This is a genomic window from Pseudorhodobacter sp., assembly GCF_034675685.1.
Taxonomy (GTDB): Bacteria; Pseudomonadota; Alphaproteobacteria; order Rhodobacterales; family Rhodobacteraceae; genus Pseudorhodobacter.
On the sequence record NZ_JAUCDA010000002.1, the window covers coordinates 45,208 to 69,028 of the forward strand.

General features: G+C 60.5%; 19 protein-coding genes and 1 pseudogene. 12 read left to right on the forward strand and 8 right to left on the reverse strand.

Going from position 1 to position 23,821, the window contains the following annotated elements; genetic code table 11:
- Nucleotides 1-27: 27 nt before the first annotated feature.
- The 4 genes from VDP61_RS00285 to iolD are packed head-to-tail and all read right to left on the reverse strand — an operon-like array spanning nucleotide 28 to nucleotide 4,564.
- Nucleotides 28-870, reverse strand: a complete 843-nt coding sequence (locus VDP61_RS00285; RefSeq protein WP_323004949.1) for a class II fructose-bisphosphate aldolase — start codon at nucleotides 868-870, stop codon at nucleotides 28-30.
- Complete coding sequence (locus tag VDP61_RS00290; protein ID WP_323004950.1) at nucleotides 867-1,706, reverse strand: 5-deoxy-glucuronate isomerase; 840 nt, start codon at nucleotides 1,704-1,706, stop codon at nucleotides 867-869. Before VDP61_RS00290 ends, VDP61_RS00285 begins: the two co-directional genes overlap by 4 nt.
- Before the next feature lie 11 nt (nucleotides 1,707-1,717).
- On the reverse strand, nucleotides 1,718-2,698 hold the full coding sequence (gene iolC, locus VDP61_RS00295; protein WP_323004951.1) for a 5-dehydro-2-deoxygluconokinase: 981 nt from the start codon (nucleotides 2,696-2,698) through the stop codon (nucleotides 1,718-1,720).
- Nucleotides 2,699-4,564, reverse strand: a complete 1,866-nt coding sequence (gene iolD / locus VDP61_RS00300; protein ID WP_323004952.1) for a 3D-(3,5/4)-trihydroxycyclohexane-1,2-dione acylhydrolase (decyclizing) — start codon at nucleotides 4,562-4,564, stop codon at nucleotides 2,699-2,701.
- Between the two features lie 99 nt (nucleotides 4,565-4,663).
- Here iolD and VDP61_RS00305 point away from each other — a divergent pair, with 99 nt between their 5' ends.
- The 3 genes from VDP61_RS00305 to VDP61_RS00315 are packed head-to-tail and all read left to right on the forward strand — an operon-like array spanning nucleotide 4,664 to nucleotide 7,816.
- A complete protein-coding gene (locus tag VDP61_RS00305; RefSeq protein ID WP_323004953.1) occupies nucleotides 4,664-5,761 on the forward strand; it encodes a Gfo/Idh/MocA family oxidoreductase in 1,098 nt (365 codons plus the stop codon).
- Nucleotides 5,762-5,780: 19 nt separating this feature from the next.
- Entirely contained in the window at nucleotides 5,781-6,671 is an 891-nt protein-coding gene (locus VDP61_RS00310; protein ID WP_323004954.1) for a sugar phosphate isomerase/epimerase family protein, read from the forward strand.
- 11 nt (nucleotides 6,672-6,682) lie between these two features.
- Entirely contained in the window at nucleotides 6,683-7,816 is a 1,134-nt protein-coding gene (locus VDP61_RS00315) for a Gfo/Idh/MocA family oxidoreductase (RefSeq protein WP_323004955.1), read from the forward strand.
- 3 nt (nucleotides 7,817-7,819) lie between these two features.
- Here the strand turns inward: VDP61_RS00315 and VDP61_RS00320 are convergent, their stop codons facing one another.
- Entirely contained in the window at nucleotides 7,820-8,818 is a 999-nt protein-coding gene (locus VDP61_RS00320; RefSeq protein ID WP_323004956.1) for a LacI family DNA-binding transcriptional regulator, read from the reverse strand.
- A gap of 187 nt (nucleotides 8,819-9,005) precedes the next feature.
- Between VDP61_RS00320 and VDP61_RS00325 the strand changes: the two genes are divergently transcribed.
- The 3 genes and pseudogenes from VDP61_RS00325 to VDP61_RS00335 all read left to right on the forward strand — a co-directional run bounded on the left by VDP61_RS00325 (nucleotide 9,006) and on the right by VDP61_RS00335 (nucleotide 11,919).
- Nucleotides 9,006-9,956, forward strand: a complete 951-nt coding sequence (locus VDP61_RS00325) for a sugar ABC transporter substrate-binding protein (protein ID WP_323004957.1) — start codon at nucleotides 9,006-9,008, stop codon at nucleotides 9,954-9,956.
- Nucleotides 9,957-10,029: 73 nt separating this feature from the next.
- A pseudogene (locus VDP61_RS00330) lies at nucleotides 10,030-11,143 on the forward strand (ABC transporter permease).
- The gene (locus tag VDP61_RS00335) at nucleotides 11,143-11,919 is read left to right on the forward strand and encodes an ATP-binding cassette domain-containing protein (RefSeq protein ID WP_323004958.1); all 777 of its coding nucleotides are present in this window, start codon (nucleotides 11,143-11,145) and stop codon (nucleotides 11,917-11,919) included. Before VDP61_RS00330 ends, VDP61_RS00335 begins: the two are co-directional and overlap by 1 nt.
- A gap of 184 nt (nucleotides 11,920-12,103) precedes the next feature.
- On the opposite strand, the gene VDP61_RS00340 is transcribed toward VDP61_RS00335, so the two are convergent.
- Nucleotides 12,104-12,310 (reverse strand): cold-shock protein, encoded by a 207-nt coding sequence (locus VDP61_RS00340; RefSeq protein WP_323004959.1) that lies wholly within the window; start codon nucleotides 12,308-12,310, stop codon nucleotides 12,104-12,106.
- 246 nt (nucleotides 12,311-12,556) lie between these two features.
- Here VDP61_RS00340 and VDP61_RS00345 point away from each other — a divergent pair, with 246 nt between their 5' ends.
- A complete protein-coding gene (locus VDP61_RS00345) occupies nucleotides 12,557-13,012 on the forward strand; it encodes a TerB family tellurite resistance protein (RefSeq protein WP_323004960.1) in 456 nt (151 codons plus the stop codon).
- A gap of 202 nt (nucleotides 13,013-13,214) precedes the next feature.
- Nucleotides 13,215-13,637, forward strand: coding sequence for a hypothetical protein (locus VDP61_RS00350; RefSeq protein WP_323004961.1), 423 nt, complete (start codon nucleotides 13,215-13,217; stop codon nucleotides 13,635-13,637).
- 132 nt (nucleotides 13,638-13,769) lie between these two features.
- Here VDP61_RS00350 and VDP61_RS00355 read toward each other — a convergent pair whose 3' ends face one another.
- On the reverse strand, nucleotides 13,770-15,911 hold the full coding sequence (locus tag VDP61_RS00355; protein WP_323004962.1) for a caspase family protein: 2,142 nt from the start codon (nucleotides 15,909-15,911) through the stop codon (nucleotides 13,770-13,772).
- A gap of 12 nt (nucleotides 15,912-15,923) precedes the next feature.
- Nucleotides 15,924-16,550, reverse strand: coding sequence for a hypothetical protein (locus VDP61_RS00360; RefSeq protein ID WP_323004963.1), 627 nt, complete (start codon nucleotides 16,548-16,550; stop codon nucleotides 15,924-15,926).
- Nucleotides 16,551-16,707: 157 nt separating this feature from the next.
- Between VDP61_RS00360 and VDP61_RS00365 the strand changes: the two genes are divergently transcribed.
- From VDP61_RS00365 to VDP61_RS00380, 4 genes are all read left to right on the forward strand, one after another.
- A complete protein-coding gene (locus VDP61_RS00365) occupies nucleotides 16,708-18,048 on the forward strand; it encodes a S1C family serine protease (protein WP_323004964.1) in 1,341 nt (446 codons plus the stop codon).
- 45 nt (nucleotides 18,049-18,093) lie between these two features.
- Nucleotides 18,094-20,160, forward strand: a complete 2,067-nt coding sequence (locus VDP61_RS00370) for a winged helix-turn-helix domain-containing protein (protein WP_323004965.1) — start codon at nucleotides 18,094-18,096, stop codon at nucleotides 20,158-20,160.
- Between the two features lie 126 nt (nucleotides 20,161-20,286).
- On the forward strand, nucleotides 20,287-21,678 hold the full coding sequence (locus VDP61_RS00375) for a patatin-like phospholipase family protein (RefSeq protein WP_323004966.1): 1,392 nt from the start codon (nucleotides 20,287-20,289) through the stop codon (nucleotides 21,676-21,678).
- A gap of 88 nt (nucleotides 21,679-21,766) precedes the next feature.
- Entirely contained in the window at nucleotides 21,767-23,809 is a 2,043-nt protein-coding gene (locus VDP61_RS00380) for a caspase family protein (protein WP_323004967.1), read from the forward strand.
- The last annotated feature ends 12 nt before the right edge of the window (nucleotides 23,810-23,821 follow it).

The following is a 23,821-nucleotide window of genomic DNA, read 5'->3' on the forward strand; positions in this document are numbered from 1 at the left end:
GCCCCGAATTCCGATCTTGATCTTGGGTCAAGCCTTTGTTTTTGCAGGGCCAAAGGCGCGCAGGACGGTACGGGTTGCCGCAACCAGGGGGGCGTGGGTTTCGGACAGGATTTGCACCCGGTCAAAGCGGTTGGGGTCTTTGTTCACAGCGTCACGCAATGCGGCCCCAAAGGCCATGCGCAACTCGGTGCCGATGTTGAATTTGCAGATTTTAGAGCCTTGGGCCAGTGCGATACGTTGCGCCAGCGGCACGCCGGACCCGCCATGAATCACCAGCGGCAGGCGTGTTACCGCCTCAATCGCGCGGATGCGTGCCATGTCCAGCCCGCCTTCCTTGTCTTGCTGCAAATGCACATTGCCGACCGAGATTGCCATCGCATCAACGCCCGAGTCGCGTGCAAAGATCGCCGCTTCTTCCGGGTCGGTGCCAGCGGAACTTTCGCCGCTGGCATAGCCGACAAAGCCAATCTCACCTTCGCAAGAAATCCCCGCCGCATGCGCCATTTCGGCGACGGCGGCGGTTTCGTCTATGTTTTGCTGCAAGGGTTTGCGCGACCCGTCATACATCAGCGAGGTAAAGCCCGCGTCAAGCGCCTCGCGGCACTCTGCCATTGTATAGCCGTGATCCAGATGGGCGACGACCGGAACGCTGGCCCCTTCAGCCAGATGACGGAACATCTTACCCAAAATGGCAAGCGGCGTGTGGGCGCGGCAGGAAGGGCCGGCCTGCAAGATGACGGGGCAGCCCTCTGCCTCTGCTGCGGCCACATAGGCGCGCATATCTTCCCAGCCAAGCGTGACCAATCCGGCCACGGCATAGCCGCCTTTCAGCGCAGGCTGAAGCACATCGGACAAGGTGACAAGGCTCATTTGAACTTTGCCACCATGTCTTTGATCCCAGGGATCGTTTCGACCTGATAGGCGTGGGTCGGCTGGAAATACTGCACCAACGACCGCTGACTAAGCCCGCCGAGGATGGTGAAATAATACATCTCATAGCCCGGCATCACGGCGCAGGGGTGATAGCCCTTGTCGATGCAAATGGTAGAGCGATCCATGAGCTGATAGGCATCGCCCGGCTTGCCCTCTTCGCGCTGAAGGATTTGAACGCCCGAACCGTGATTGGGTTTGAAGCGGAAATTATAGGTTTCATCATGGCGGGTTTCAATTGGCAGGCGGTCGGTATCGTGCTTATGCGCCGGAAAGCCGGACCAGCCGCCCTGGCCCACGGTGAACAGCTCGCTCACCAACAGGCGGCCGACTTTGTCGTGCTGTTTCTGGCCAAGGATATGCTTGATTTTGCGGTGGGTTTTGGTGTCATCGCTGCCGTATTGTACCTTGTCCAGTTCCGCCACCCGCACATCGAACGGCGACAGCACCTTGTCGTATTTCGCCCCGGCGATAAAGGTTTCGGTATCGCGGACGGCCACGATGGTAACTTTGGCCCCGACGGGCACATAAACGCCCTCCGGCTCTCCGTCCCAGACGTCGATGGTGCGGTTGCCGAGCGCTTTGAATTCCACGCCCTCTACGTTGACATCAACGGTGCCGGTCGCGGGGACGACACAGGTTTCATAGCCCGGCACCTGATATTCAAACGCCTCTCCCGCCTTCAGCATCACGATGTTGAAGTAATTGAGCGGCACTGTCGGATCGTCGGCATCCACGATGGGCTTGTTTTTATTGTCATGGGGGGCGATATGCATAATACGTTCCTTCAGGTGGCTTTGGTTGGGCCGGGATGGGTGGCGATAAACTGTTCAAGTTCAGCAGGATAGGGCATGGCAGGCGCGCAGCCGGGTTTGGCCACAACAATGGCCGCACAGGCAGAGCCGCGCAGCACCGCCGCTTGCAGATCAAGACCATCGGCCAGACCGGTCAGAAACCCGGCCATGAAACTGTCGCCCGCGCCTGTGGGTTTAAGGGCGGTCACGGGGTAAATGCCGGTGCGAAACTCCTCTGCGCCCCGAAACGTCACCGCGCCATGCTCGCCCATTTTATAGATGACGATGCCGGCGCTGGAGCGTGACAATTCGCGGGCCATGGCAAGGCCTTTGCCCTTGTCGCCCGCCATAAAGCCGAATTCATCATCATTGCCGACGATGATATCTGACATGGCACCGGCCTTGGACAGCACCTCGGCCGCCACTTGCGGGCTGGGCCAGCTATAGGGGCGGTAATCGACATCAAAGATAATCGGCAGACCCGCCGCGCGGGCCAGATCAAAGGCGCGGAAGGTGGCGCTGCGCGATGGCTCTGCCGCAAAGACGGTTCCGGCGGTGATCAGCGCACCGAACTGGCTGTAATCCACAGCCTCCACATCCTTTGTCGTCATTTCAAAATCGGCGGCCCCGTTGCGGTAGATCACCGATTGGTGCCCGGCAACGCGGCTTTCGTATAGTGCGAGCGAATTGCGTGCCTCGCCGCCAACGGGGGTGACATAGGTGGTGCCAACGCCGTAATGGTGCAGTTTCTTGACGCAAAACCGCCCCACCGCATCATCAGAAACCCGCGTGACCAGCGCGGCCTGCCCGCCCAGTTTAACGATTCCCGCCGCGATATTGGCCGATGATCCGCCCATATCGGCGGTAAAGCTGTCTGCATCCTCGGTCGCGGTGCCGGGGGCAGGATAGAGGTCCATACCTACGCGCCCCAGGACGACGAAACGATTTTTCTTGATGGCAGCTACAAGATCCATTCAGACGCCCTTTCGCTGGCGGGTGCGACTCGCCTCAATCTCATGATGCTTTTCGGCGACGCGTGGGTTATCGGTGATATGCGGTGTGCCCACCTCCCACCAGGCGTGGCCTTGGGTTGTCCAACCGTCGTAAGGGTCCACCTGCATCACAATCACGCTGGTTTTATCGGCCGCCTTTGCACGCACAAACGCCGCCCCCAGCTCGGTCGCGTTTGATACGGTTTCGGCATTGGCCCCCATGGCCCGCGCATGGGCTTCGAAATCCACGGCAAAGGGGGCGGGGATGGTTGGGCTGTCGGAAAGCAGGTTGTTGAAGCTGGTGTTCCCGGTATTGTTTTGCAGCTTGTTGATGACGGCAAAACCGCCGTTATCCAGCACCAGAATGATCAGCTTTCGCTGGGTCAGAACCGATGAGTAGATGTCGGAATTCAGCATCAGGTAGGACCCGTCACCGGTGAAAACGATGGTGTCCTTCTCCGGCTCCTGCTCATATTGCGCGATGCGCGCGCCCCAGCCGCCGGCGATTTCATAGCCCATGCAGGAAAAGCCGAATTCCACATCCACGGTGCCGATGTCTTTGGTCTGCCAATGTGCGGTTATTTCGGCCGGAAGCCCCCCGGCAGCCGCGACAACGCGGTCGCGCGGGTCGCAAAGGTCGTTCACGGCGCGGATCGCCTGGGCGTAAGAGTTGGGGCCATTGCCGACGGTGGTGATCTCATCGGTATAGGCGACCCATTTGCGGCGCGCGTCCTTGGCAAAACCCGTCCATTCATCCGGCGCGGCATAGCCAGCCATGGCCGCACCCAATGCGGCAACCCCCAATTTGGCATCCCCAATCACCGGCATCGAGAGGTGTTTCATCGCATCGTGGCGGCCCACATTCAGCCCGATGATCTTGGCATCTTTGGCAAAAGCGGTCCACGATCCGGTGGTGAAATCTTGTAACCGGGTGCCAACAGCCAAAATCACATCCGCGCGTTCCGCAATCGCATTGGCGCTGTCTGATCCGGTCACGCCCACCGGCCCGATATTGAGCGGATGATCCTGATGCAGGTTCGCACGGCCTGCGATGGTTTCCACGATGGGAATGTTATGGGTGGTGGCAAAATCGGTCAGCTCTGCCACCGCCTGCGAATACTGCACACCGCCGCCCGCAATGATCATCGGCCGCTTGGCCGACTTCAGCAGCGCAGCGGCATCGGCAATCTCTGCCACGTCCGGGGCCTGCCTGCGGATGCGGTGAACGCGCTTGGCAAAGAAGCTTTCCGGGTAATCAAAGGTCCAGCCCTGAACATCCTGCGGCAAAGCGATGAAAGCGGGGCCGCAATCGGCGGGGTCCAGCATTGTGGCCAGCGCTGCGGGCAAGGATTGCAATATCTGTGCGGGATGGGTGATTCGGTCCCAAAACCGGGTCACTGCCTTGAAAGCGTCATTCACGCCCAGCGAGGGGTTGCCGAAATGTTCAAGCTGTTGCAGCACCGGGTCGGGCAGGCGCGTGGTATACGCATCGCCACACAGCAGCAGCATCGGCAGGCGGTTGGCATGGGCAAGGGCCGCGCTGGTCAAAAGGTTGGTCGTTCCCGGCCCCGCGCTTGCCGTGCAAAACATGAAGCGCTGGCGCAGCCATTGCTTGGCATAGCCCGCCGCTGCAAACCCCATGCTTTGTTCATTCTGGCCACGATAGAGCGGCAAGGCATCGCGGCTGTCATACAGCGCTTCGCCCAGGCAAGTGACGTTGCCGTGGCCAAAAATGCCAAAGCCCCCGCCACAGACGCGCATCTCGCGGCCATCCACAACGATGTACTGATTGGCAAGGTATTTGATGATCGCCTGCGCTGTGGTCAATCGAAGGGTGCTATTGGTCATTCGCTTAAATCTTTCTTAAAGCCGCTTGCGCGTTTTCGAATTTGAGGATACTAATTTTGCAACCGGTTGCAAACCTATTTTTATCTAAAGAGGCAGATCATGACAGAAATCGGCATCGGGATCATCGGCGGCGGCTATATGGGCAAGGCACATTCAGTGGCCATGGCCGCGGTTGGCGCGGTGTTTGACACCGCCCTGCGCCCGCGGCTGGAGATGATCTGCGCCTCTACGCCCGCCTCGGCGGAACGCTACCGCGCGGCTTACGGGTTTGCGCGCGGCACCGAAGATTGGCGGGTCCTGGTCAAGGACCCAAAGGTGGAAGCGGTTGTGATTGCGTCGCCGCAAAACACCCATCGCCAGATTGCCGAAGCTGCCTTTGCGCTGGGCAAGCCGGTGTTTTGTGAAAAGCCATTGGGTGCGTCGCTGCAGGACAGCCGCGCCATGGTTGCCGCCGCCAAAGGTCAGATCAGCATGGTGGGCTTTAACTATATCCGCACCCCCGCCAGCCAGTTCGCCCGTCAGCTTATCGCGGATGGCGTGATCGGTGACATCACATGGTTTCGCGGCGAGCATACCGAGGATTTTCTGGCCGACCCCGCCACCCCCGCCAACTGGCGCACCGATGGCGATGCGAATGGCACGATGGGGGACCTTGCGCCCCATATGATCAATGGCGCGCTGGCGCTGATCGGGCCAATCACCTCGCTGGTGGCCGAGGTGGAAACCGTCCATACGTCCCGCCCCGGCGGCGCGGTGACCAATGATGACCACGGCCAGATGATGTGCCGTTTCGCCAATGGTGCGATGGGGCAAATGTATTTCAGCCGCGTCGCGCATGGCCGCAAAATGGGTTATGCTTATGAGGTGACGGGCACGAAAGGCGCAATCCGTTTCGATCAGGAAGATCAGAACGCGCTTTGGCTGTACCGCGCCGATGAGCCCGAGGCCACGCGCGGTTTTTCCAAAATCCTGACTGGCCCGGCCCATCCCGATTATGCGCCGTTTTGTCAGGGGCCGGGCCATGGCACCGGATATCAAGACCAGATCATCATCGAGGCGCGCGATTTTCTGCGCGCGATCGAAACCCGAGCCCCTGTCTGGCCAACCTTCAAGGATGGCATGGATGTAAACCAGGTTGTGGCGGCGGCAATGGCATCATCGCGTGCGAAAGCATGGGTCGATATTGCGTCCGTCTGAAAATGTGAAAGGCAGTCATATGACCATCAGAATCGGCAACGCCCCCTGTTCGTGGGGCATCGAATTTCCCAGTGATCCGTCTTATCCCACATGGCAATCCGTGTTGGATCAATGCGCGGGCGCAGGATACAAAGGGATAGAGCTTGGCCCCATCGGCTATATGCCCGAGGATCCGGCAATCCTTGCGCCCGCCTTGGCCGCGCGTGATTTGCAGATCATCGGCGGCGTTGTGTTTCGCGCCTTCCATGATCCCGCGATGTGGGATGATGTAAAGGATGCCGCCAAGCGGACCTGCAAGGCGCTTGTCGCGCATGGCGCGCAACATCTGGTGCTGATCGACAGCATTTCGCCCCGCCGCGCCCCGACTGCGGGCCGCGCGGATGAGGCAGAGCAGATGGATACCGCCGAATGGAACGCCTTTCGCGACCGCATCGCCACCATCGCCAAAATGGGGGCCGAGGAATACGGGCTGACGGTTGGCATCCACGCCCATGCCGCGGGCTTCATGGACTTTGAGCCGGAGCTGGAGCGCCTGCTGGATGAGGTCGACGACAGCATCCTGAAAATCTGTTTCGACACGGGCCATCACTCCTATGCGGGCTTTGATCCGGTGGCGTTCATGAAGCGCCATATGGGTCGCATTTCCTACATGCATTTCAAGGACATCAATCCGGCCGTAAAGGCGGATGTCGTGGCCAACCGGACCGATTTCTACAAGGCCTGCGGGCAGGGCATTTTTTGCAACCTCGGGCAGGGGGATGTTGATTTCCCCGCCGTGCGGCAAGTGTTGCTGGACGCGGGCTATGAGGGCTGGTGTACGGTCGAACAGGACTGTGACCCGTCGATGCCCGGCACGCCGCTGGAAGATGCGCGCGCCAACCGGGAATATCTGCAATCCATTGGTTTCTAGGGGTAAATGACATGGCAAAACTGAAATGGGGCATGATCGGTGGTGGTGAGGGCAGCCAAATCGGGCCAGCCCACCGCTTGGGCGCGCAAGCCGATGGATTGTTTGAATTCACGGCAGGCGCGCTGGACCACCGCGCCGATGTGGGTCGCGCCTATGCGCAGGCCCTGGGCATCGCGCCAGACCGTGCCTATGGCGACTGGCAAGAGATGTTGGCCGGTGAAAAGAACCGCGCCGACCGGGTGGACCTCGTGACCGTGGCAACCCCCAACGCCACCCACTTTGAGATCACAAAAGCGTTTCTTGAGGCGGGCTTCAACGTCCTGTGCGAAAAACCGATGACGATGACCGTCGAGCAAGGCGAAGAAATCGTGCGCGTGGCCAAAGCCACGGGCAAGATTTGCGCGGTGAACTACTGCTATTCCGCCTATCCAATGGTGCGCCAAGCCCGTGCGATGGTGCGCGCGGGTGAGCTGGGCAAGGTGCGGCTTGTCGTCACCAACTTCAGCCATGGCCACCACGGCGATGCCAGTGATGCCGACAATCCGCGCGTGCGCTGGCGCTATGATCCCGCGATGGCCGGGGTGTCGGGGCAGTTTGCCGATTGCGGTATTCATGCGCTGCATATGGCCAGTTTCATCTGCGATGATGAGGTGCAAACCCTGTCTGCCGATTTCGCCTCGACCATTTCCAGCCGGGTGCTGGAGGATGACGCGATGGTCAATTTCCGCATGTCGGGCGGGACGGTCGGGCGGCTGTGGACATCCTCGGTTGCCATCGGGCGGCAGCATGGGTTCGACATCCAGATTTTTGGCGAAACCGGCGGGTTGCGCTGGGCGTCGGAACAGCCGAACCAGTTGGTCTATACCCCCGTGGGCGGGCGCACGCAGATCATTGAAAAGGGCGAAGGCGGGTTGCATGCCGATGCACAACGCCTGTCACGGGTTGCTATCGCGCATCCCGAAGGGTTCCCGCTGGCCGTGGCGAATATCTACTGCGATCTGGCCGATGCCATTCGTGGCGAGACCCGCGACGGTTTGCCAAATGCCGCCGATGGTGTGCGGTCGATGGCGGCGGTTTATGCGGCTGTCACCTCGGCCAAAGAGCATGGCGCCTGGGTCGATGCGCGCCCGCCGATGTTTCGCTGACAATCAGACGCGGGGCCGCAAGGTCTCGCGTTCGACCACTTGGCAGGGGAACAGGCGCGCTTCGGGATAGCGGTCCGGCTCATCCAGCATGGCGACCATCAGTTCCACTGACGAGGCGATGATCTGCTTGATCGGCTGGGCAATCGTGGTCAATGCGATATTTTCCCAGCCTGCCATTTCCATATTGTTAAGGCCAATGATGCCAACTTCCTGTGGCACCTGCTTGTTCATATCCTTGAGCGCGCTTAGCACCCCGATCGACAAAACATCATCGCCGCAGAAATACGCCTCCGCCAGGCCGCTCTCTGACAGACGCAGCATTTCCACGCGCCCCGCCTTGAAAGAATAGGCCGCGGCAAAGGAGTGGCGCAGCTCTATATCTGGATAGGCGGCAAGCCCTTCCCTGAACCCTTGCAAGCGGTCTTGCGTAGAGGTGGCCGCCTCTGGCCCGCCCAAAAACGCAATTGATTTATAGCCGCGCGCAACAAGTTCCCGCGCGGCCATGCGCCCGGCCTCAATGTTGTCAATCCCGACCACATGCACCTCCGGGTTACTGGAATGTCGGCCAAACGTGTTGACCACGGGAATCATCTTGTCCCGAAATGCCTTGGAAAAGGCGGGCGGCAGGGTGGAGGAGGCGACGATCACCCCGTCAACCGAATATTGCCGCAGCATCCGCACCGAGTTTTCGGGATCGGTTTCATTGCTGAGATTGACCAGAAGCGGGCGCAGCCCCCGGTCTTGAAGGCTGCGGGTGAACAGGTCGAAGACCTCAAGGAAAATGGGGTTGTGAAAGTTGTTGGACACCAGACCGATGAGTTTGGTTCGGCGGGTTGTCAGGCTGCGGGCCAGAAAATTCGGGCTATACCCCAGTTCATTCGCGGCTTTCCGCACCTTTTGGCGCATCTTAACGGAAACCGACGCGCCATCGGTAAACGTCCGCGACACCGCCGAAGTCGAGACCCCCGCCCTGTTTGCAACATCCTTCAGCGTCACCGTCATATCTCTGACCTACCCTTTGCCGTTTGACTGCGCTTGAATATCCTAACCCACACACCCCCGCAGTAGAAAACTATTCGCTTCTTTTTGCAACCGCTTGCAAAAAAATCGAATCCGTGCTTTTATGGTGATGAGAGGCAGGTGACCCCTGCTCTTTTGCCAAGGGAATGGCGTCTTAGGGAGGAATAACATGAAATCCATGATGAAGAAGTTGATGGTGACGGCCGCGGTCATTGCATCCCCGCTTATGGTCTCTGCCCAAGAAGGTGGCGATAACCTGACCTATATTCTGGTCAGTCACGCCCCGGATTCGGACAGCTGGTGGAACACAATCAAAAACGGGATCGCGCTTGCGGGCAAGCAGATGGACGTTACAGTTGAATACCGCAACCCGCCCACCGGCGATCTGGCAGATATGGCGCGGATCATCGAACAGGCCACCGCGTCCAAACCCGATGGCATCATTACAACCCTCGCCGATTTTGATGTTCTGTCCGGCCCGATCCGCAATGCGGTTGATCAGGGGGTTGACGTCATCATCATCAACTCCGGCACGGCAGAGCAGGCCCGTGACGTCGGCGCGCTGATGTTTGTCGGCCAACCGGAATATGATGCGGGCCTTGCCGCCGGCATTCGTGCCAAAGGCGATGGGATCGAAAGCTTTGTCTGCGTGAACCATGTGATTTCCAACACGGTTGTGGCCGAGCGCTGCCGCGGTTTCGCAGATGGCCTTGGGGTTCCGCTTGGTAGCAGCATGATCGATTCCGGTCAGGACCCTGCCGAGATCAAAAACCGCGTTATGGCTTATCTTACGGCCAACCCTGAAACGGATGCGATCCTGACCCTGGGGCCGACCTCGGCTGATCCAACAATTCTGGCGGTTCAAGAAATGGGGATCGCGGGCGATATCTACTTCGGCACTTTTGACCTTGGTACTGAAATCGTCAAGGGTATCAAAGACGGCACCATTCAGTGGGGCATCGACCAGCAGCCCTTCCTGCAGGCCTATCTGCCGGTGGTAATTCTTTCAAACTATGACCGCTACGGCGTTTTGCCGGGGAACAACATCAACTCTGGCCCCGGCTTTGTGACCGCCGCCGCGCTGGAAAAAGTAGAGAAGTTCGCGGGCGAGTACCGCTGAATCGTGAAATCTGCGGGGCGGGCCAACGATGCCCGCCCCTTCTCTTTTTGGATGCATAGGGATTGAACGGGCTATGACAGACACTTCGACCAGTGACGAACGCGTCAAGGAAATGTCCGGCTTGCGCCGCGCGTTAATTCGCCCGGAACTGGGCGGGATCGTCGGCGCCGTCGCCGTTTTCACTTTTTTTTCTGCTGTTTGCTTTTGATAGTGGCATGTTCAGCCCGCAAGGTGTGCTGAACTGGACAACTGTTTCGGCCCAATTCATGATCATTGCCGTCGGGGCATGCCTGCTGATGATTGCAGGAGAGTTTGACCTGTCGGTCGGGTCGATGATCGGCTTTGCGGGGATGATGATTGCAATCTTCGGCGTCGTTCTTGGCTGGCCCATGTGGGTCGCCATTCTTGTCACTTTCGTAATCTGTATCGCATTCGGCGCGCTCAATGGCTACATTGTTGTCAAAACCGGGCTGCCAAGCTTTATCGTCACCCTCGCAACCCTGTTTATCCTGCGCGGGTTCACGATTTTCATTCCCCAGACAATTGAGAGCAAGACAATCATTGGCGGCATCCGGGAAGCCGCCGAGGGTGACTGGCTCGGTGCGCTGTTCGGGGCCAAAATCGGTGGCCCGATCTTTCAATGGCTGGGCGACAAAGGCTGGATCGGAACCTTTTCAAGTGGAAATCGGGCCGGGCAACCTGTCGTTGATGGCCTGCCAATGCTGATCGTCTGGGCGCTGGTGCTGGTTGTGTTTGGCCATATCCTTCTGACCCGCACCCGTTTTGGCAACTGGATTTTTGCGGCGGGCGGCGATGCACAGGCCGCGCGCTATGCCGGGGTGCCGGTGGACCGGGTCAAGATATTGATGTTCATGTTCACCGCCTTTTGCGCCACGGTTTTCGCGGTGTGTCAGGTGATGGAGTTCGGCTCTGCCGGCGCGGATCGTGGCATCTTGAAAGAGTTTGAGGCGATTATCGCGGTGGTCATCGGGGGCGCGTTGCTGACCGGTGGTTATGGCTCCGTGATCGGTGCCGCCCTTGGCGCGCTGATCTTTGGCGTGGTGCAGCAGGGGCTGTTTTTCGCCAATGTCGAAAGCTCGCTGTTTCGGGTGTTTCTTGGGGTGATCTTGCTGCTTGCCGTGATCCTGAACACCTATATCCGCCGCCTGATCACGGGAGAACGCTGATGCAACCGATCATCCAAATGAAAGACATCCAAAAGCATTTTGGCTCCGTTATTGCGCTGGCGGGGGTGACGATCGACTTTTTTCCCGGCGAATGCCATTGCCTTTTAGGCGATAACGGTGCGGGCAAATCGACCTTCATCAAGACCATGTCGGGGGTTCACAAACCCACGCATGGCGAGATTTTGTTCGAAGGCAAGCCGATGCAGTTTGACGACCCGCGCGACAGTATCGCTGCCGGGATCGCCACGGTGTACCAAGATCTTGCGATGATCCCGCTGATGTCTGTCAGCCGCAACTTCTTTATGGGAAATGAGCCGATCAAGAAAATCATGGGTCTGCCGTTTTTCGATCATGAATATGCCAATGAAGTGACGATGGCAGAAATGCGCGCAATGGGCATCAACCTGCGCGGCCCCGACCAGGCGGTTGGCACCCTTTCGGGCGGCGAACGCCAAACCGTCGCCATCGCGCGTGCCGTGCATTTCGGTGCGAAAGTGCTGATTTTGGATGAGCCCACATCCGCGCTTGGTGTGCGCCAGACCGCAAACGTTCTGGCGACCGTCGACAAGGTACGCAAGCAAGGCATCGCTGTGGTTTTCATCACCCATAACGTCCGGCACGCTATGGCTGTCGGGGATCGGTTCACGGTGCTCAACCGCGGCAAAACCTTTGGTACAGCCCGAAAAGGCGAGATATCGCCCGAAGAGTTGCAAGACCTGATGGCGGGCGGGCAGGAACTGGCGACGCTTGAAGGATCGCTTGGCGGCACGGTCTAGGCGACTGGTTCAAAACCATGCGCGGGGGCCTTGCGGGTTACGCGCCCGATAGGGGCAATGCAGAGAAAGCGCGGCCCTTGCGACAACGCGGCCAAACCGTTGCGCGCGCTGGCAAGCCAAGCCCGCAAACGCAACGGGGGCGGCCATCGCTGGCCACCCCCGTCTGAAAAACGTCTAAGGCAGATTAAGCCAAAGCGAGGTTCGTTGCCGATTCGCGACCGTCACGGCCGGATTCGATATCAAAGGTTACGGCTTGGCCGTCATCAAGCTGGCGGATGCCCGCACGCTCCAAAGCCGAGATGTGTACGAACACATCACGGTTGCCGCCTTCCGGCGCGATAAACCCAAAACCCTTGGTTGCATTGAACCATTTCACGGTGCCAGTGGCCATCGTGTATACTCCTCGTGTTTCGCCACCCACATCTTGCGGCGGCCCGGCTCAGTCAGATCAAGATCGAAAATACTGAAGCCGTAAGGGAAACAGAAGGTCGAAAAAGAAAGCGTCGCTGCATTCATTTAGGGGCTTGTGGCCGAAATAGCAAGGGCCTGCCCCAAGGCCTGGCCAGTAATCTGCTTGCAGCACGGCCCAGCCACGCCTAGCCTGCCCCTTACCCTGACGCAATCCAAAGGCCCGCCAATGTTCCAGCGCATCTTGCAACTGTTTTCGTCGGTCCACGGCTATCGCACCCCCCTGCCCGAAGCCGATGCCAAACATGCCCTTGGCGCCTTGTTGGTGCGCGTCGCACAGGCCGACCATGCCTATCTGTTCCAAGAGGTGGAGCAGATTGACCGCATCCTGGCCAAGCGCTTTGGCCTGAACCCGCTTGAGGCTGCGAAAATGCGGGCGGGCTGTGAGCGGCTTTCTGATGAAATGCCTGATACCAATGAACTGATCGCGGTCTTGCACGATGCCATTGACCTTGCCGAGCGCGAAGCGACGCTTCTGGCGCTTTGGCAGGTGGTGTTTTCCGATGGCCAGCTTCATGAAACCGAAGATGAACTGCTTGCCCTTGTGCAAAATACATTCGGCGTTGCGCCCGAGGTCTGCGCCCGCCTGCGCAGCGAAGCCCTGCGCAGCGTGCAAGCGCGCTGAACCCAGATCACGCAACGCAACAAGCCGGCACCACGCCCGTTCGGGCGGGCAGCATCAGCCATCTTTCGGCATATCTCTGCCGACCAACATCCAGGCTTTGGGCGGGATACAGCACAGCCCGCAATAGCTGCGCAAAGCCGGGTTGCATTGCCCTGCCCGCTTCTTCTTCATGCTGCCCAAAGAACAGAAATGGGGCGACAGCATGCAAGAGATCATTGAACCCATCATTCACAAGGCCGCCGTCACCGAGCTAAAGCTCATGCTGAAAACCACAGGCCTTTCAATCGGCGACAGCGCCCAGTTGCATCTGGAAGATGATACCCGAATTGCGGTTTACGCCCATATCCACAAACGCCGGTTTTTGATCCGGCGGCGGGTGCTGGCGCGCTTTGGCTATCTTGGGGCGCACGCCACCCCACTTCTTGCGCCTGCCCTGCGCCGGGGCGACCATATGCGGGTGCGCGTGGTCGATCTGACACCGGAACATCTGGCACCCAACGGCAAAGCAGAGATGTATATTTCGGTCTGGGGTACGGCCCGGCATTTCCATGCCCGCCCTGCCCCCCCTTTGATGCCGCTGACACCCAACGAACAAAGCCTTGCCTCTGGGCTGTCGCGGGGCTGATGGATGTGCCCAAAGGGGCTTTGCGCTGCAAGGCCCCTTGCCAAAGTCGGCGTTTCTTTTGATGCAGGACAGAGGTATTCACCCCAGGATGAAGCCCGCCGCCATGCTTTTTTCGGCGGGCTTTGGGGGCAGTCAATTTGCCGGAACCGTGTCGAGATCAAACTGCAGCATCATCGGGGCCGGACCGGCATCTGCCTCTTCATCAACGAGGGCCGCGGCGGCGCGGGTGGTTTCGCCAAAGCCTGCCTCGAACAGCGCCGCGTTTAGGCCTTTGCGGCCCGACTGCCCGGCGGCACGGGTAACCTCGACCGCGTCTTGCGCCAGAAAGCCAAGGTTTTCCACGGCGGTTTGCGGTTGTGCGGGCGTCATGACCATCACGATCCGGTCACGGCCAAAAGCCTCATCCGTGATCCGCAGCAAACCCTGTTTCAACCGATCCCCCGGCTGCAGACGCCCCGCAAACATATGGGTGATCGAGTAATCAGAGCCAACGTAGAGCACGTTCAGGTCAACCGGAAAGTCATTTTCATTCACCGCCTCAACATGCACCTCGTCATCGGGGATCAGGCGCGGCACCTGTGCGGTTGGCAGCGCGTGCAGGGTTTTGTCTTGCTTGGTACGGGTCATCAGGCCAACCTCGACCTTCAGGTCGCCCGCATCCACGGCCGCGCCCAGTTTCATCAGGTTGATCGCCTTGGCCATCTGGACAAGCGTTTGGGCCAGCGTGATGCCCAGCGTATCGGCGTCTTTATCGCCGGTTGATACCGAGGGCGTGGTCGCAAGGTCGCCAACAAGCCCGGTAGAGGGCAGCACCCAAAGCGCATCGGGGCGCAAGCTGTCTGGCAGCGTGGCAAGCCGCAAATCGGCCGCGTCGCCAGCCGGCACAAAGACCAGCCGCGGGCCGCTTTCCTTTTGCAGCACGGCCATGGCTGCGGCAAGGGCGGCAGCGGGGGCAGTACCGCTTTCGGGCAAGGCAACCGTCAGCGTGAAATCCAGATCGGCGGAAAGTTTGCGCAGGGTCAGACCATCGGGCAGGCTTTCGGGCAGGGTTTTGCCCGCGTGGGCCACCGGGGTTGCAGTGGCGTTGAACGTATCAACCGAAGTTAGCTGCACATAGCCCAGTGCCGCGTCGGTCACATCGGCCGCACTCGCCAACACCGCCAGAACACTGCCTTCACGCAGCCCGTGCAACGAGCCGGCAGGCACGGTCATACCCGCATCGGTTTGGGTCGCGGGCCATTGCGCCACGCGCGGGCCAGCCTGCCCGGAAAACACCACGCGGTCCAGATCGCCTTCGAACATCGGGGTGGAACGCGCGAGGTTATTGACAGAATACTTCCTCAGCACCTCTTGCCCGATTTGCGCATAGCTGGCCTGAGGAAATTCAGCCAGGGTTTCAAACAAAGCATAGGTAAAGACGCCCTGCGGCACGCGGTCAGGGTTGCCTTTGGGCAGGCGTTTTTCGGGTGTCACCTCATCGGTTTGCGCAGCGAAAAACGCCACCAAAGAGCCGCCGTTGCCCGCACTGGTCACCGGCACGGGAACGGGGGCCGCAGCATGGTCGCGCGGGCTGGCAGGGGACATGGCTGCGGGCATGGCGCGGGTTTGCGCGGCCTCCAACGCCGCGTCCATCGCGGCACTTGGTACGCCCAGCGCCTCGGGGGAAAGCTGACGGGTGCGCACCTCTTCATCGCCAGACGGGGCTGCGCGGGTGGCGGTGCCGGAATGGCAGGCATCAAACACCACCCAAACATCAGCCCCCTTGGCGCGCAACCCATCCAGCATCAGGCCGATTTCATCATCAATCAGCCCGTTTTCCACGGTGCCGGTCGTATCGGTCCAAGGGCCGATATCAACCGGCAAGAACATCTCATCCAGCCCGTCCAACTCATCCTCGGGGTTCAGCGCGGGGGCCTGGGTGCCATGGCCCGAGAAATGCAGATAGACGAAATCACCGGGTTGCACCTTGGCCGTCAGGTCGGAAAACGCGGTGCGAATCGCGCCCAACGTAGGGCGGGCCGCCCCTTCGATACCATCCGACAACACCGCTACATTTTGCGCGGCAAAAGGCACCGGAGCTGCGGTTTTCAGATAGGATGCCACCAGTTTGACGTCATTTGACGGGCCTTTCAGCCAGTATTGCGGATCAAGATTGGCGTATTCGTTGGCCCCGATCAGTAGCGCATAGTTTTCGCGCGCAAGGGCTGGCAAGGCGGCAAGCCCCATCAGGGCCGCAAGCGCCACCCCACCCAAAAAGCGTTTCCGGTTTTCCATCCCCTGCCCCCCTCAATTCGTCATCAAGGCGTAGCTGGTCGCAGCCCCGCCCTTGTTTTCAACCAACAGCACATAGCCGCCGTCTTCCGCCGGTCGCCAGCCGCAATAGGCGATATGCGACACGTCGCTATCGGCACAAACCAACCGCCCCTGCGCGTCTTTGATCGTCAGGTTCAGATCTACCGAGGATTTTGCCTCGACATATACTTCGGCATATTCCCCGCCTTTGAAGTCAATGCGGGGATAGGTGTCGGTCTTGCCACCGCCAAGTTTGCCAATGTTGTAGACCGGCCCGGTAACGACACCTTTGGTCGTCTCGGCGCGGGCATCTTCGATCAAGGCCAGCAAGGCCTCATCACCAGCAGCCAAACTCTCGGCGCGCGCCAGCATATCCTCCCATCCCAGGGGGGCGCCTTCGCCGGCCTCGCCCTGGGTTGCAGCGCGGTCACTTGCCGCCGGTTTGGTTTGTTTCCGCAATTTTGCCGCCGCCAGAACAAGGATCGGGTCTTGCGCCGCCTCGCCAGCCGCAAACAGCCGGGCCGAGAGTTCAACGGTTTTGATCGGGCTTAATGGCTGGGCCACCAATGGGCTAACAGCAAGTGTCGTGGCGGCTACAGCCCCTAAAATCATGCGTTTCATCAAATAATTCCTTTCCAAAGGACATACGATTACGTCAAAGATAGAAAGCCACGCCCCTGCCGTAAACCATTGTTTTTCAGGTGACTGCCTTTGTCATGTGTACCCGGTGCCTACCCCTGTTAGCGTGATTGAGAGGATACAGATAAAGGTCGAAGCCATGTCAAAAAGACTCTTTCCGGCGCGTCACCCCAGCATTCTACGTCAGGTCGCACAGGTCCTTGGGGCCTTGGTCGTGCTGACGATCTTTGCTGCCATCGCGCCGAGCAAGGCCAAAGCAGCCACGATCGCCGGTGCCTATGACAGCGTTGTCATCTTGCGCAGCGCCGATAACAAAAACCGTTTTCTGGGGTCGGGCTTTGTGTGGGGCGATGGGGCGTTGGTGGTAACCAATGACCATGTGGCGGGCATGGCCGAGAGCATCCGGATTGTGGATGCAAAAGGGATGGAACATCAGGGCGAGGTGATTGGCCGCGACCCGGTGCGCGATGTCGCGGTGATTTCAGTGCCCGGCCTGAAAGCAGCGCCGATTCCGCTTGGCCCACTACCTGCGCCCGGTGATGAGGTTTGGGCCATTGGTGCGCCATTGGAGCTGGGCATGACCCTGACGCGCGGCGTGATTTCAGCCCATGCACGGCAGGTCGAGGCCGCCGTTCCGATCCGTTTTTTGCAACATGATGCCGCCGTGAATCCCGGATCATCTGGTGGGCCGTTGCTGGACAGTGCGGGGCGGTTGGTTGGAATGAACAGCCGTATCGCTGACGGGTCACGCTATTACGTTGGCATTTCCTATGCGATTTCAGCCGATGATCTGGCGCGGATTGTGGGCGGGCTGGTGGATGAGACATTGCTGCCATTCCCCAAGCTGGGCCTGCAACTGCGCCCTGTCACCCGCGAGATTGCCGCCGCATTGGGCATGGAGCCGAAAGGCGTGCTGATTGATCGGGTCTACCCTGGCGCGCTGGCCGAAAGCGCCGGATTGCACGCGGGTGACATTCTTGTTGGCGCGGCGGGGCGTGATCTGGAAACAGCCGGTGATCTGGCCTTTGCGATAGATGCCGCACTAGGGGCCGGGCAAATGGCGTTGCGGGTCATTCGTGGCGGGCAGGAAATTGCCGTCACGCTGGGCTTTGCCCCCGCAACCAGCAGCGTTTTGGCCTTGCGCGGGATGGAGGGTGCGGTTTTGAACCGCGTTTCCTCTTATCGGTTTGAATCGCTGGGCCTTGTGCTGGATGATGACGCGCGGGTGACAACCGTCAGCGAAAACAGCCCCGCCCTGTTTGCCGGGATCATTCGCAGCGACATCATCCTTGCGGTGAATGGCAAAAGGCTGAGTGCCGGGGATTTGCGCAAGCTGGAAATTACCGCGCCCACGCTGATCTTGCTGCAACGCGGGGGCGGGGCCACGCTCCACGTCATGCTTGACCCGTGGGATACGGGTGAGGGGATTCGCGCCATAGGCGGGGCGAATGTTCTGGACCCCGCAATTGTCGTTTTTTGACTTGGCGGTCGCGATTTTTTGAAACAATGGCATAATGAGTAAGTGATGGACCCGAAAAGCAAAGTTCTTATCGTCGAAGATGACCCACAGACCGCAGCCGATGTTGCCGCGATCACTGAGGGGCTGGGGTGTATTCCGGCCATCCGAACCACCCTTGCCGATGGCATCGCCGAGGCGAATGGCGATTATGCGGTGATTGTGTTTGACCGGATGCTGCCCGGCGGTGACAGTATTGACGCGATCGCAAAACTGCGGGCCGCAGGCTCTACCGCGTTGATTTTGGTGCTGTCAGCACTGGGACGAGCGGTAAACCGGGTAGAGGGGCTGGAGAAAGGCGCCGATGATTATCTGGCCAAACCGTTTGAGCCTGATGAGCTGCGCGCGCGGCTGCGGGCATTGCTGCGCCGTGCCACGATGCAGGTGCTGGACAATGATCTGATGGCCTTTGGCGATCTGGAAATCCGGCTCAAGGCGCGGACGGTTCATATCGGGCGGGCTCATGTGGCCATAAGCCCGCGTGAATTTGACCTGATCACCTTTATGGCGCGCAATGCAGGGCAGGTGGTGACGCGGATGCAGTTACTTGAACAAGTCTGGAACCTGCATTTTGACCCCGGCACCAATGTCGTTGATGTGCATGTCGGACGTTTGCGGCGCAAGCTGGAGGATGTGGCAGGCCGCCCGGTCATCCAAACCGCACGCGGCGAGGGCTATGTTTTTGCCCCCCCTTCCGGCAACCGAGGCGTAACGATGCGCGCCCCACAGGCACGCCCCCCGCAGGCGCGGGCAACCTTTCGGCTGGCTGCTGTGGTGGCGCTGACCGTGACGTTTTTATCACTTCTTGGCATGGGTTTGCAGTACCGTCTGGTTGAAAACCGCCTGATGCAGGCGCAAACCGCGCTGCTGGCCGCCGATCTGGACGGCTTCGGCGCGCTCTATGATCAACGCCGTATCATCGCCTTGCGCCAAGCCATTGACTACCGCGCCGCGGCGGCCACCGGCGATGAAATGCTGCTGTTGCAAGACCGCGGCGGCACCATTCTGGCCGGCACCCACCCCGATTGGCCCGAAAGCCTGCCGGTTCTGGGCGATGGGTTCAGCGCCGATGCCGCACAGGTGTTTGACGAAGCAGGCCAGCGCTGGCTTGGGGTGGCGCGGATCTTGCCCGGTGGCTTTCCCTTGCTGGTCGCGCGGTCGCTAAGCGCGATGGAGGCGACCTTGGCCGCCCTGCGCCGCGCCATTCTGGGCCTGACAGCGGGTATGCTGGCGGCGGGCGGCGTGGTTGGCTGGGTTGCCGCGCGCAAGATCATGGGGCGCATCACCCGCATCAATGCGCTGGCTGATCGCGTGGCCGCAGGCGCGCTGGATGCCCGCCTGCCCGGCCCGCGCGCGGCAGATGAATTTGGCCTGCTGGAAACCCATGTTCACGCCATGCTTGACCGGATCGAGGCGCTGAACCGCGCCACGCACCGCCTGTCCGACAGTATCGCGCATGAGCTGCGCACACCGCTGAACCGCATGGCACAAAAGCTGTCGCGCCTTCAGGGCCAGGATGATCTGGTGACCGACCTGCGCGAAGAAATGCGCAAGGCAACACGGGTGTTTGACGCCCTGCTGGATATTTCACGCGCCGAGGCGGATCAGGGCTTTGGCGGTGGGTTGATGCCGGTCGACCTCTCAACGCTCTGCGCGGAAATGGCCGAGCTTTATGAGGCGCTGGCCGAGGATAAGGGCCTGACCCTTTTGCCAGAGATCGCGGGCGGCCAGCAAATCCTTGGCGACCGTACCCTGATCGGGCAAATGCTGGCGAACCTGCTGGATAATTCCGTGAAATACTGCGCCAGCGGTGACAGTATCCACCTTGTGCTGCACCCAACCGGCGGCACGGTGAAACTGATCATCCGCGACACCGGGCCGGGCCTGCCCGAGGATGTGAAATCCGAAGCTTTTGAACGCTTTACACGCGCCGAGCGCGACCGTGCGCATCCCGGTCACGGGCTTGGGCTTGCGCTGGTGCGCGCCATCGCCACCCGCCACGGCGCGCGACTTTCCACGCCCGATGTCGAAAAAGGGTTTGAGCTGCAAATCGACTGGCCTAAGCTGGGCCTGTAAACCAGCCAAAGGGCCAAGCCGATTCCCATTTACCGCGCCTTCCTTGCCCTTGCCGCCCTGCTTGCTGGCTGTGCTGCGTTCAACACGCCGCTGAACACTGCGCTGCCCGAAGGGCAAAACGCCTCATTGGTCGAAATCTCGGACAAGACCATCGGCGATGGCGAGGTTTATGTGGGTCTGGCCTTTTCGGGTGGCGGCATGCGGGCCTCGGCCTTTGCTTACGGAATGGCCGAGGCGCTGCGTGAAACAGGTGTGACAGCGGCCACCCCCAACGGCCTGCTGGACCATGTGCGGCTGGTGTCAGGGGTTTCGGGCGGCTCGGTTACGGCAGCCCAGCTTGGCCTTTGGGGGCCAAAAGGGCTGGACGGTTACCGCGAACGCTATCTGCTGACCAATGCCGAAAAATACATGGCCAGCTCATTGCTGAACCCGCTAACGGTAATTCGCGGGCTTTCGGGCGGGGCGAATGGGCGCAAGACCTTTGCCCGCTATATTGACGAGGTGCTGTTCAAGGGGGCGACCTTTGGCGACCTGCGCAACCGCTCGCGGATCAAGACATGGATCAACGCGACCGATATCGCCAATTCGACGCCCTTCGTGTTTTCCCCCGAAACCTTTGACGCGCTTTGTTCCGACCTGTCAAAATTTCCGATTTCCGAGGCTGTGGCGGCATCGGCAGCCTTTCCCCTGGTCTTCGCGCCTGTGGTGCTGGAAGTACACCAAAGCAAATGCGATTATCAGGAACCCGATTGGCTGACCGCCGCGCGCTTCAACCCCAAGTCGACCGCCGTTATGCGCGCCCATGCCCGCGCCTTGGAAAGCTATGCCGACCCCGAAAAGGTGAGGTTTGTCAAACTTCTGGACGGCGGCGTGACCGATAACTTTGGCACCACCGGCCTTGCTGTGGAACGCGCCCGCGCCCAGACGCCCTATGCCCCGATGACGGCAGAAGAGGCCGTGCGGTTGAAGCGGCTGCTGGTTTTGGTGGCCGATGCCGGGGTACAGGCCGATTACAGCTGGACACAAGGTATCAAAGGCCCAAGTGGGGTGGGGCTTGGGGCAGCGATTGCCAGCGCCTCGATCTCCTCTGCGACCCGGTCGGGCTATGATGCGATGCGCAGCGAAATCAGGCGTTGGCAATCTGACCTGATCGAATGGCGCTGCGCCCTGCCTGCGTCCGAAGTGCGGCGGTTGCGGGGCAAATCCGGCGCGGGGGGCAAGGAATGGGGCAAGGACTGGGCCAAGGACTGGGATTGCGCGGATGTAAAACTGTTTGTCGGCATGGCGAATTTTGACGGGGTGGATGGCCCGATGCGCAAAGCCCTGAACAAGGTTCCAACCCGGCTGCGGCTGACCCCGGAACAGGTCGATCTGGTGATCGAGGCGGGACGCATTGCCACCAAAAGCACGCCGGAATTCAACGGTTTCGTGCAATCGCTGGATGGCAACGCTATTGAAACCCGCATCAAGGCCGGAATCGCCGGCGGCGGGCGGCGTGTGATGCCTGTCGGGCAATAGGCCCGCTTGCATGACAAGTACAGTCACGATGCACAGGCAGGGTTGCGGCGTCACGTTCCTTTGCTATCTTGGCCCCATGCGCCAGATCATGCCCCTATTCCTTTCACTCTTTTGCAGCTTTGGCCTAATGGCCAGCGGCCCCGCAACCGCCGACATCCGCGCCCTTCTTGTGGGCGTTGGTGATTACGAATATCTTGATGCAGACCTGACGGGGCCGGGCTTTGACGTGGCCTTGATGGCAAATACGCTGATTGCGCGCGGGGTTGCCCCTGCCGCAATTACCGCGCTGACCACCCAGCCCGATGCGCCGGATATGCCCTTGGGCCTGACGATGGGCCTGCCGCGCAAGGCCGATATCATGGGGGCCATGGACCGCCTTACGGCCAGCGCGCAACCCGGCGACACCGTGCTGTTCTATTTCTCGGGCCACGGCTCACAAGCACCCGATACCAGCGGCGATGAGCAAGGCGGCGCGGATGAAATTTTGCTGCCGATGGATGCCGCAGGCTGGAAAGGCGCGCTTGCCGCCGTTGAAAACGCTTTGCTGGATGATGAGCTGAACACCTGGGCGATGGGATTGACCGCCAGGGGCGTCAAGCTGATCGGCGTGATTGATGCGTGCCATTCCGGCACCGGCTTTCGCGCCGTTCCCGGCATCGGCAAGGCGCGGGTGCTGCCGCCCGAAATGCTGGGTATCCCTGATGATACGCTAAATGTTGCCCCGAACGAAGCCCCGAACTCTGGTATTCAAAGCGATGATCTTACCGGCGATTTCGCGTTCCTCTACTCCTCCCAACCCGATCAGCGCTCGTTTGAATATCCGCTGGGGGTGGGGGCCGATCAGCGCTGGCACGGGGCCTTTACCCTTGCGCTGACCCAGGCACTGACAGACGCACCGCAAGCCAGTTGGCGGCAGGTTCTGGCCGCCACCCGTGACCGCATGACCCAAGGCACGGCCCGGCAAGAGCCTGATGGTGAAGGCCCGATGCTGGACCAGCCAGTGTTTGGCGCAGGCGCCAGCACCCACCGCTTTCCTGTCAAAGACGGCAAGCTGCAGGCAGGGCTGCTGCAAGGCCTGACCGAGGGCAGCACCGTGGCCCTTTATGCCGCGCCAGACCAAGGCGATGCTTTGGCCGAGGCCCGTCTGATAGATTTGACTGCGGTCAACGCCACGTTGGACCCCGGTGCAGCCCCGCTGCCAGATGCGGCACATTGGGCCGAACTTGCCGCGCCCGCAGCCCCTGCCCCTTTACGCTTGGCACCGGCGTTGCGCATGAACCCGGATGATGGCCAGAACTACAGCCAATACGATGCCGCCATTGCAACCCTGACGGCCGAAGGCATCGTATCGACCCAAGCGGATACGCCCGACCTGATTCCGCTTTTGACGGGTGGCACTTTGGCGCTTGCCGGCCCGGATGGCGTGTTGGACCCTTTTGGCCCCGGCTCCACCCCGCGCGCGGTGCGGCGCGCGGATGAGGATGCGACCGCCGCCGCCCTGCGCCTGCTGGAAAATGCCGCCCATGCCTCTCGCATACGCGCGGTGCTGGCCGGGCTTGGTGCCGGGCGCGGCCTGTCGCTGGGCGGACCAGCGATCACCATGACGATCGCGCGTAAACCAGGGGCGCAGGTGGGCAATGACTGTGCGCGTGGTGGTAAATCCCTGCCGTTTTCGCCCGACAGCAGCGTCACTGCCTGTGATGAGCTGTGGCTGACACTGGCCAACACCTCGGGCCGGGTGCAGGATGTGACGGTGTTCTATCTTGCACAGGATTTCACGCTGACCCCGCTCTGGCCCCTGCACAACCTGTCAAACCGCATCGCGCTGGGGGAAAGCGCACGCGTTGGCCTGCGCATTGAGGCGCTGGACCCGACCGCATTTGCCGCCGAGGAAATCTGGGTCGTTGCCCTCTCACCCGAGGTTGATGAACCCCGCGCGGACCTGTCAGCACTGGCAACGCCGGAAAAGCTGCGCGCGACCGGGCAGCCCGGCAGCGGCGGGCAAGCGCTTGCCATGATCGCGCACCTGATGGCCCCGGATGAGGCCAGCCAAACCCGCGGCTTTTCCCTCAGACGCCCGGCGCTGACACTGCTGCGCCAACCCATCATGTTGCATCCCAGCTCACCCTGACCCCGCCACCGC

Bases quoted from the DNA above. Each gene is read 5' to 3' on its own strand.
- VDP61_RS00285 (WP_323004949.1), bottom strand. From the start codon at position 870: ATGAGCCTTGTCACCTTGTCCGATGTGCTTCAGCCTGCGCTGAAAGGC.
- VDP61_RS00290 (WP_323004950.1), bottom strand. From the start codon at position 1,706: ATGCATATCGCCCCCCATGACAATAAAAACAAGCCCATCGTGGATGCC.
- iolC (WP_323004951.1), bottom strand. From the start codon at position 2,698: ATGGATCTTGTAGCTGCCATCAAGAAAAATCGTTTCGTCGTCCTGGGG.
- iolD (WP_323004952.1), bottom strand. From the start codon at position 4,564: ATGACCAATAGCACCCTTCGATTGACCACAGCGCAGGCGATCATCAAA.
- VDP61_RS00305 (WP_323004953.1), top strand. From the start codon at position 4,664: ATGACAGAAATCGGCATCGGGATCATCGGCGGCGGCTATATGGGCAAG.
- VDP61_RS00310 (WP_323004954.1), top strand. From the start codon at position 5,781: ATGACCATCAGAATCGGCAACGCCCCCTGTTCGTGGGGCATCGAATTT.
- VDP61_RS00315 (WP_323004955.1), top strand. From the start codon at position 6,683: ATGGCAAAACTGAAATGGGGCATGATCGGTGGTGGTGAGGGCAGCCAA.
- VDP61_RS00320 (WP_323004956.1), bottom strand. From the start codon at position 8,818: ATGACGGTGACGCTGAAGGATGTTGCAAACAGGGCGGGGGTCTCGACT.
- VDP61_RS00325 (WP_323004957.1), top strand. From the start codon at position 9,006: ATGAAATCCATGATGAAGAAGTTGATGGTGACGGCCGCGGTCATTGCA.
- VDP61_RS00335 (WP_323004958.1), top strand. From the start codon at position 11,143: ATGCAACCGATCATCCAAATGAAAGACATCCAAAAGCATTTTGGCTCC.
- VDP61_RS00340 (WP_323004959.1), bottom strand. From the start codon at position 12,310: ATGGCCACTGGCACCGTGAAATGGTTCAATGCAACCAAGGGTTTTGGG.
- VDP61_RS00345 (WP_323004960.1), top strand. From the start codon at position 12,557: ATGTTCCAGCGCATCTTGCAACTGTTTTCGTCGGTCCACGGCTATCGC.
- VDP61_RS00350 (WP_323004961.1), top strand. From the start codon at position 13,215: ATGCAAGAGATCATTGAACCCATCATTCACAAGGCCGCCGTCACCGAG.
- VDP61_RS00355 (WP_323004962.1), bottom strand. From the start codon at position 15,911: ATGGAAAACCGGAAACGCTTTTTGGGTGGGGTGGCGCTTGCGGCCCTG.
- VDP61_RS00360 (WP_323004963.1), bottom strand. From the start codon at position 16,550: ATGAAACGCATGATTTTAGGGGCTGTAGCCGCCACGACACTTGCTGTT.
- VDP61_RS00365 (WP_323004964.1), top strand. From the start codon at position 16,708: ATGTCAAAAAGACTCTTTCCGGCGCGTCACCCCAGCATTCTACGTCAG.
- VDP61_RS00370 (WP_323004965.1), top strand. From the start codon at position 18,094: ATGGACCCGAAAAGCAAAGTTCTTATCGTCGAAGATGACCCACAGACC.
- VDP61_RS00380 (WP_323004967.1), top strand. From the start codon at position 21,767: ATGCCCCTATTCCTTTCACTCTTTTGCAGCTTTGGCCTAATGGCCAGC.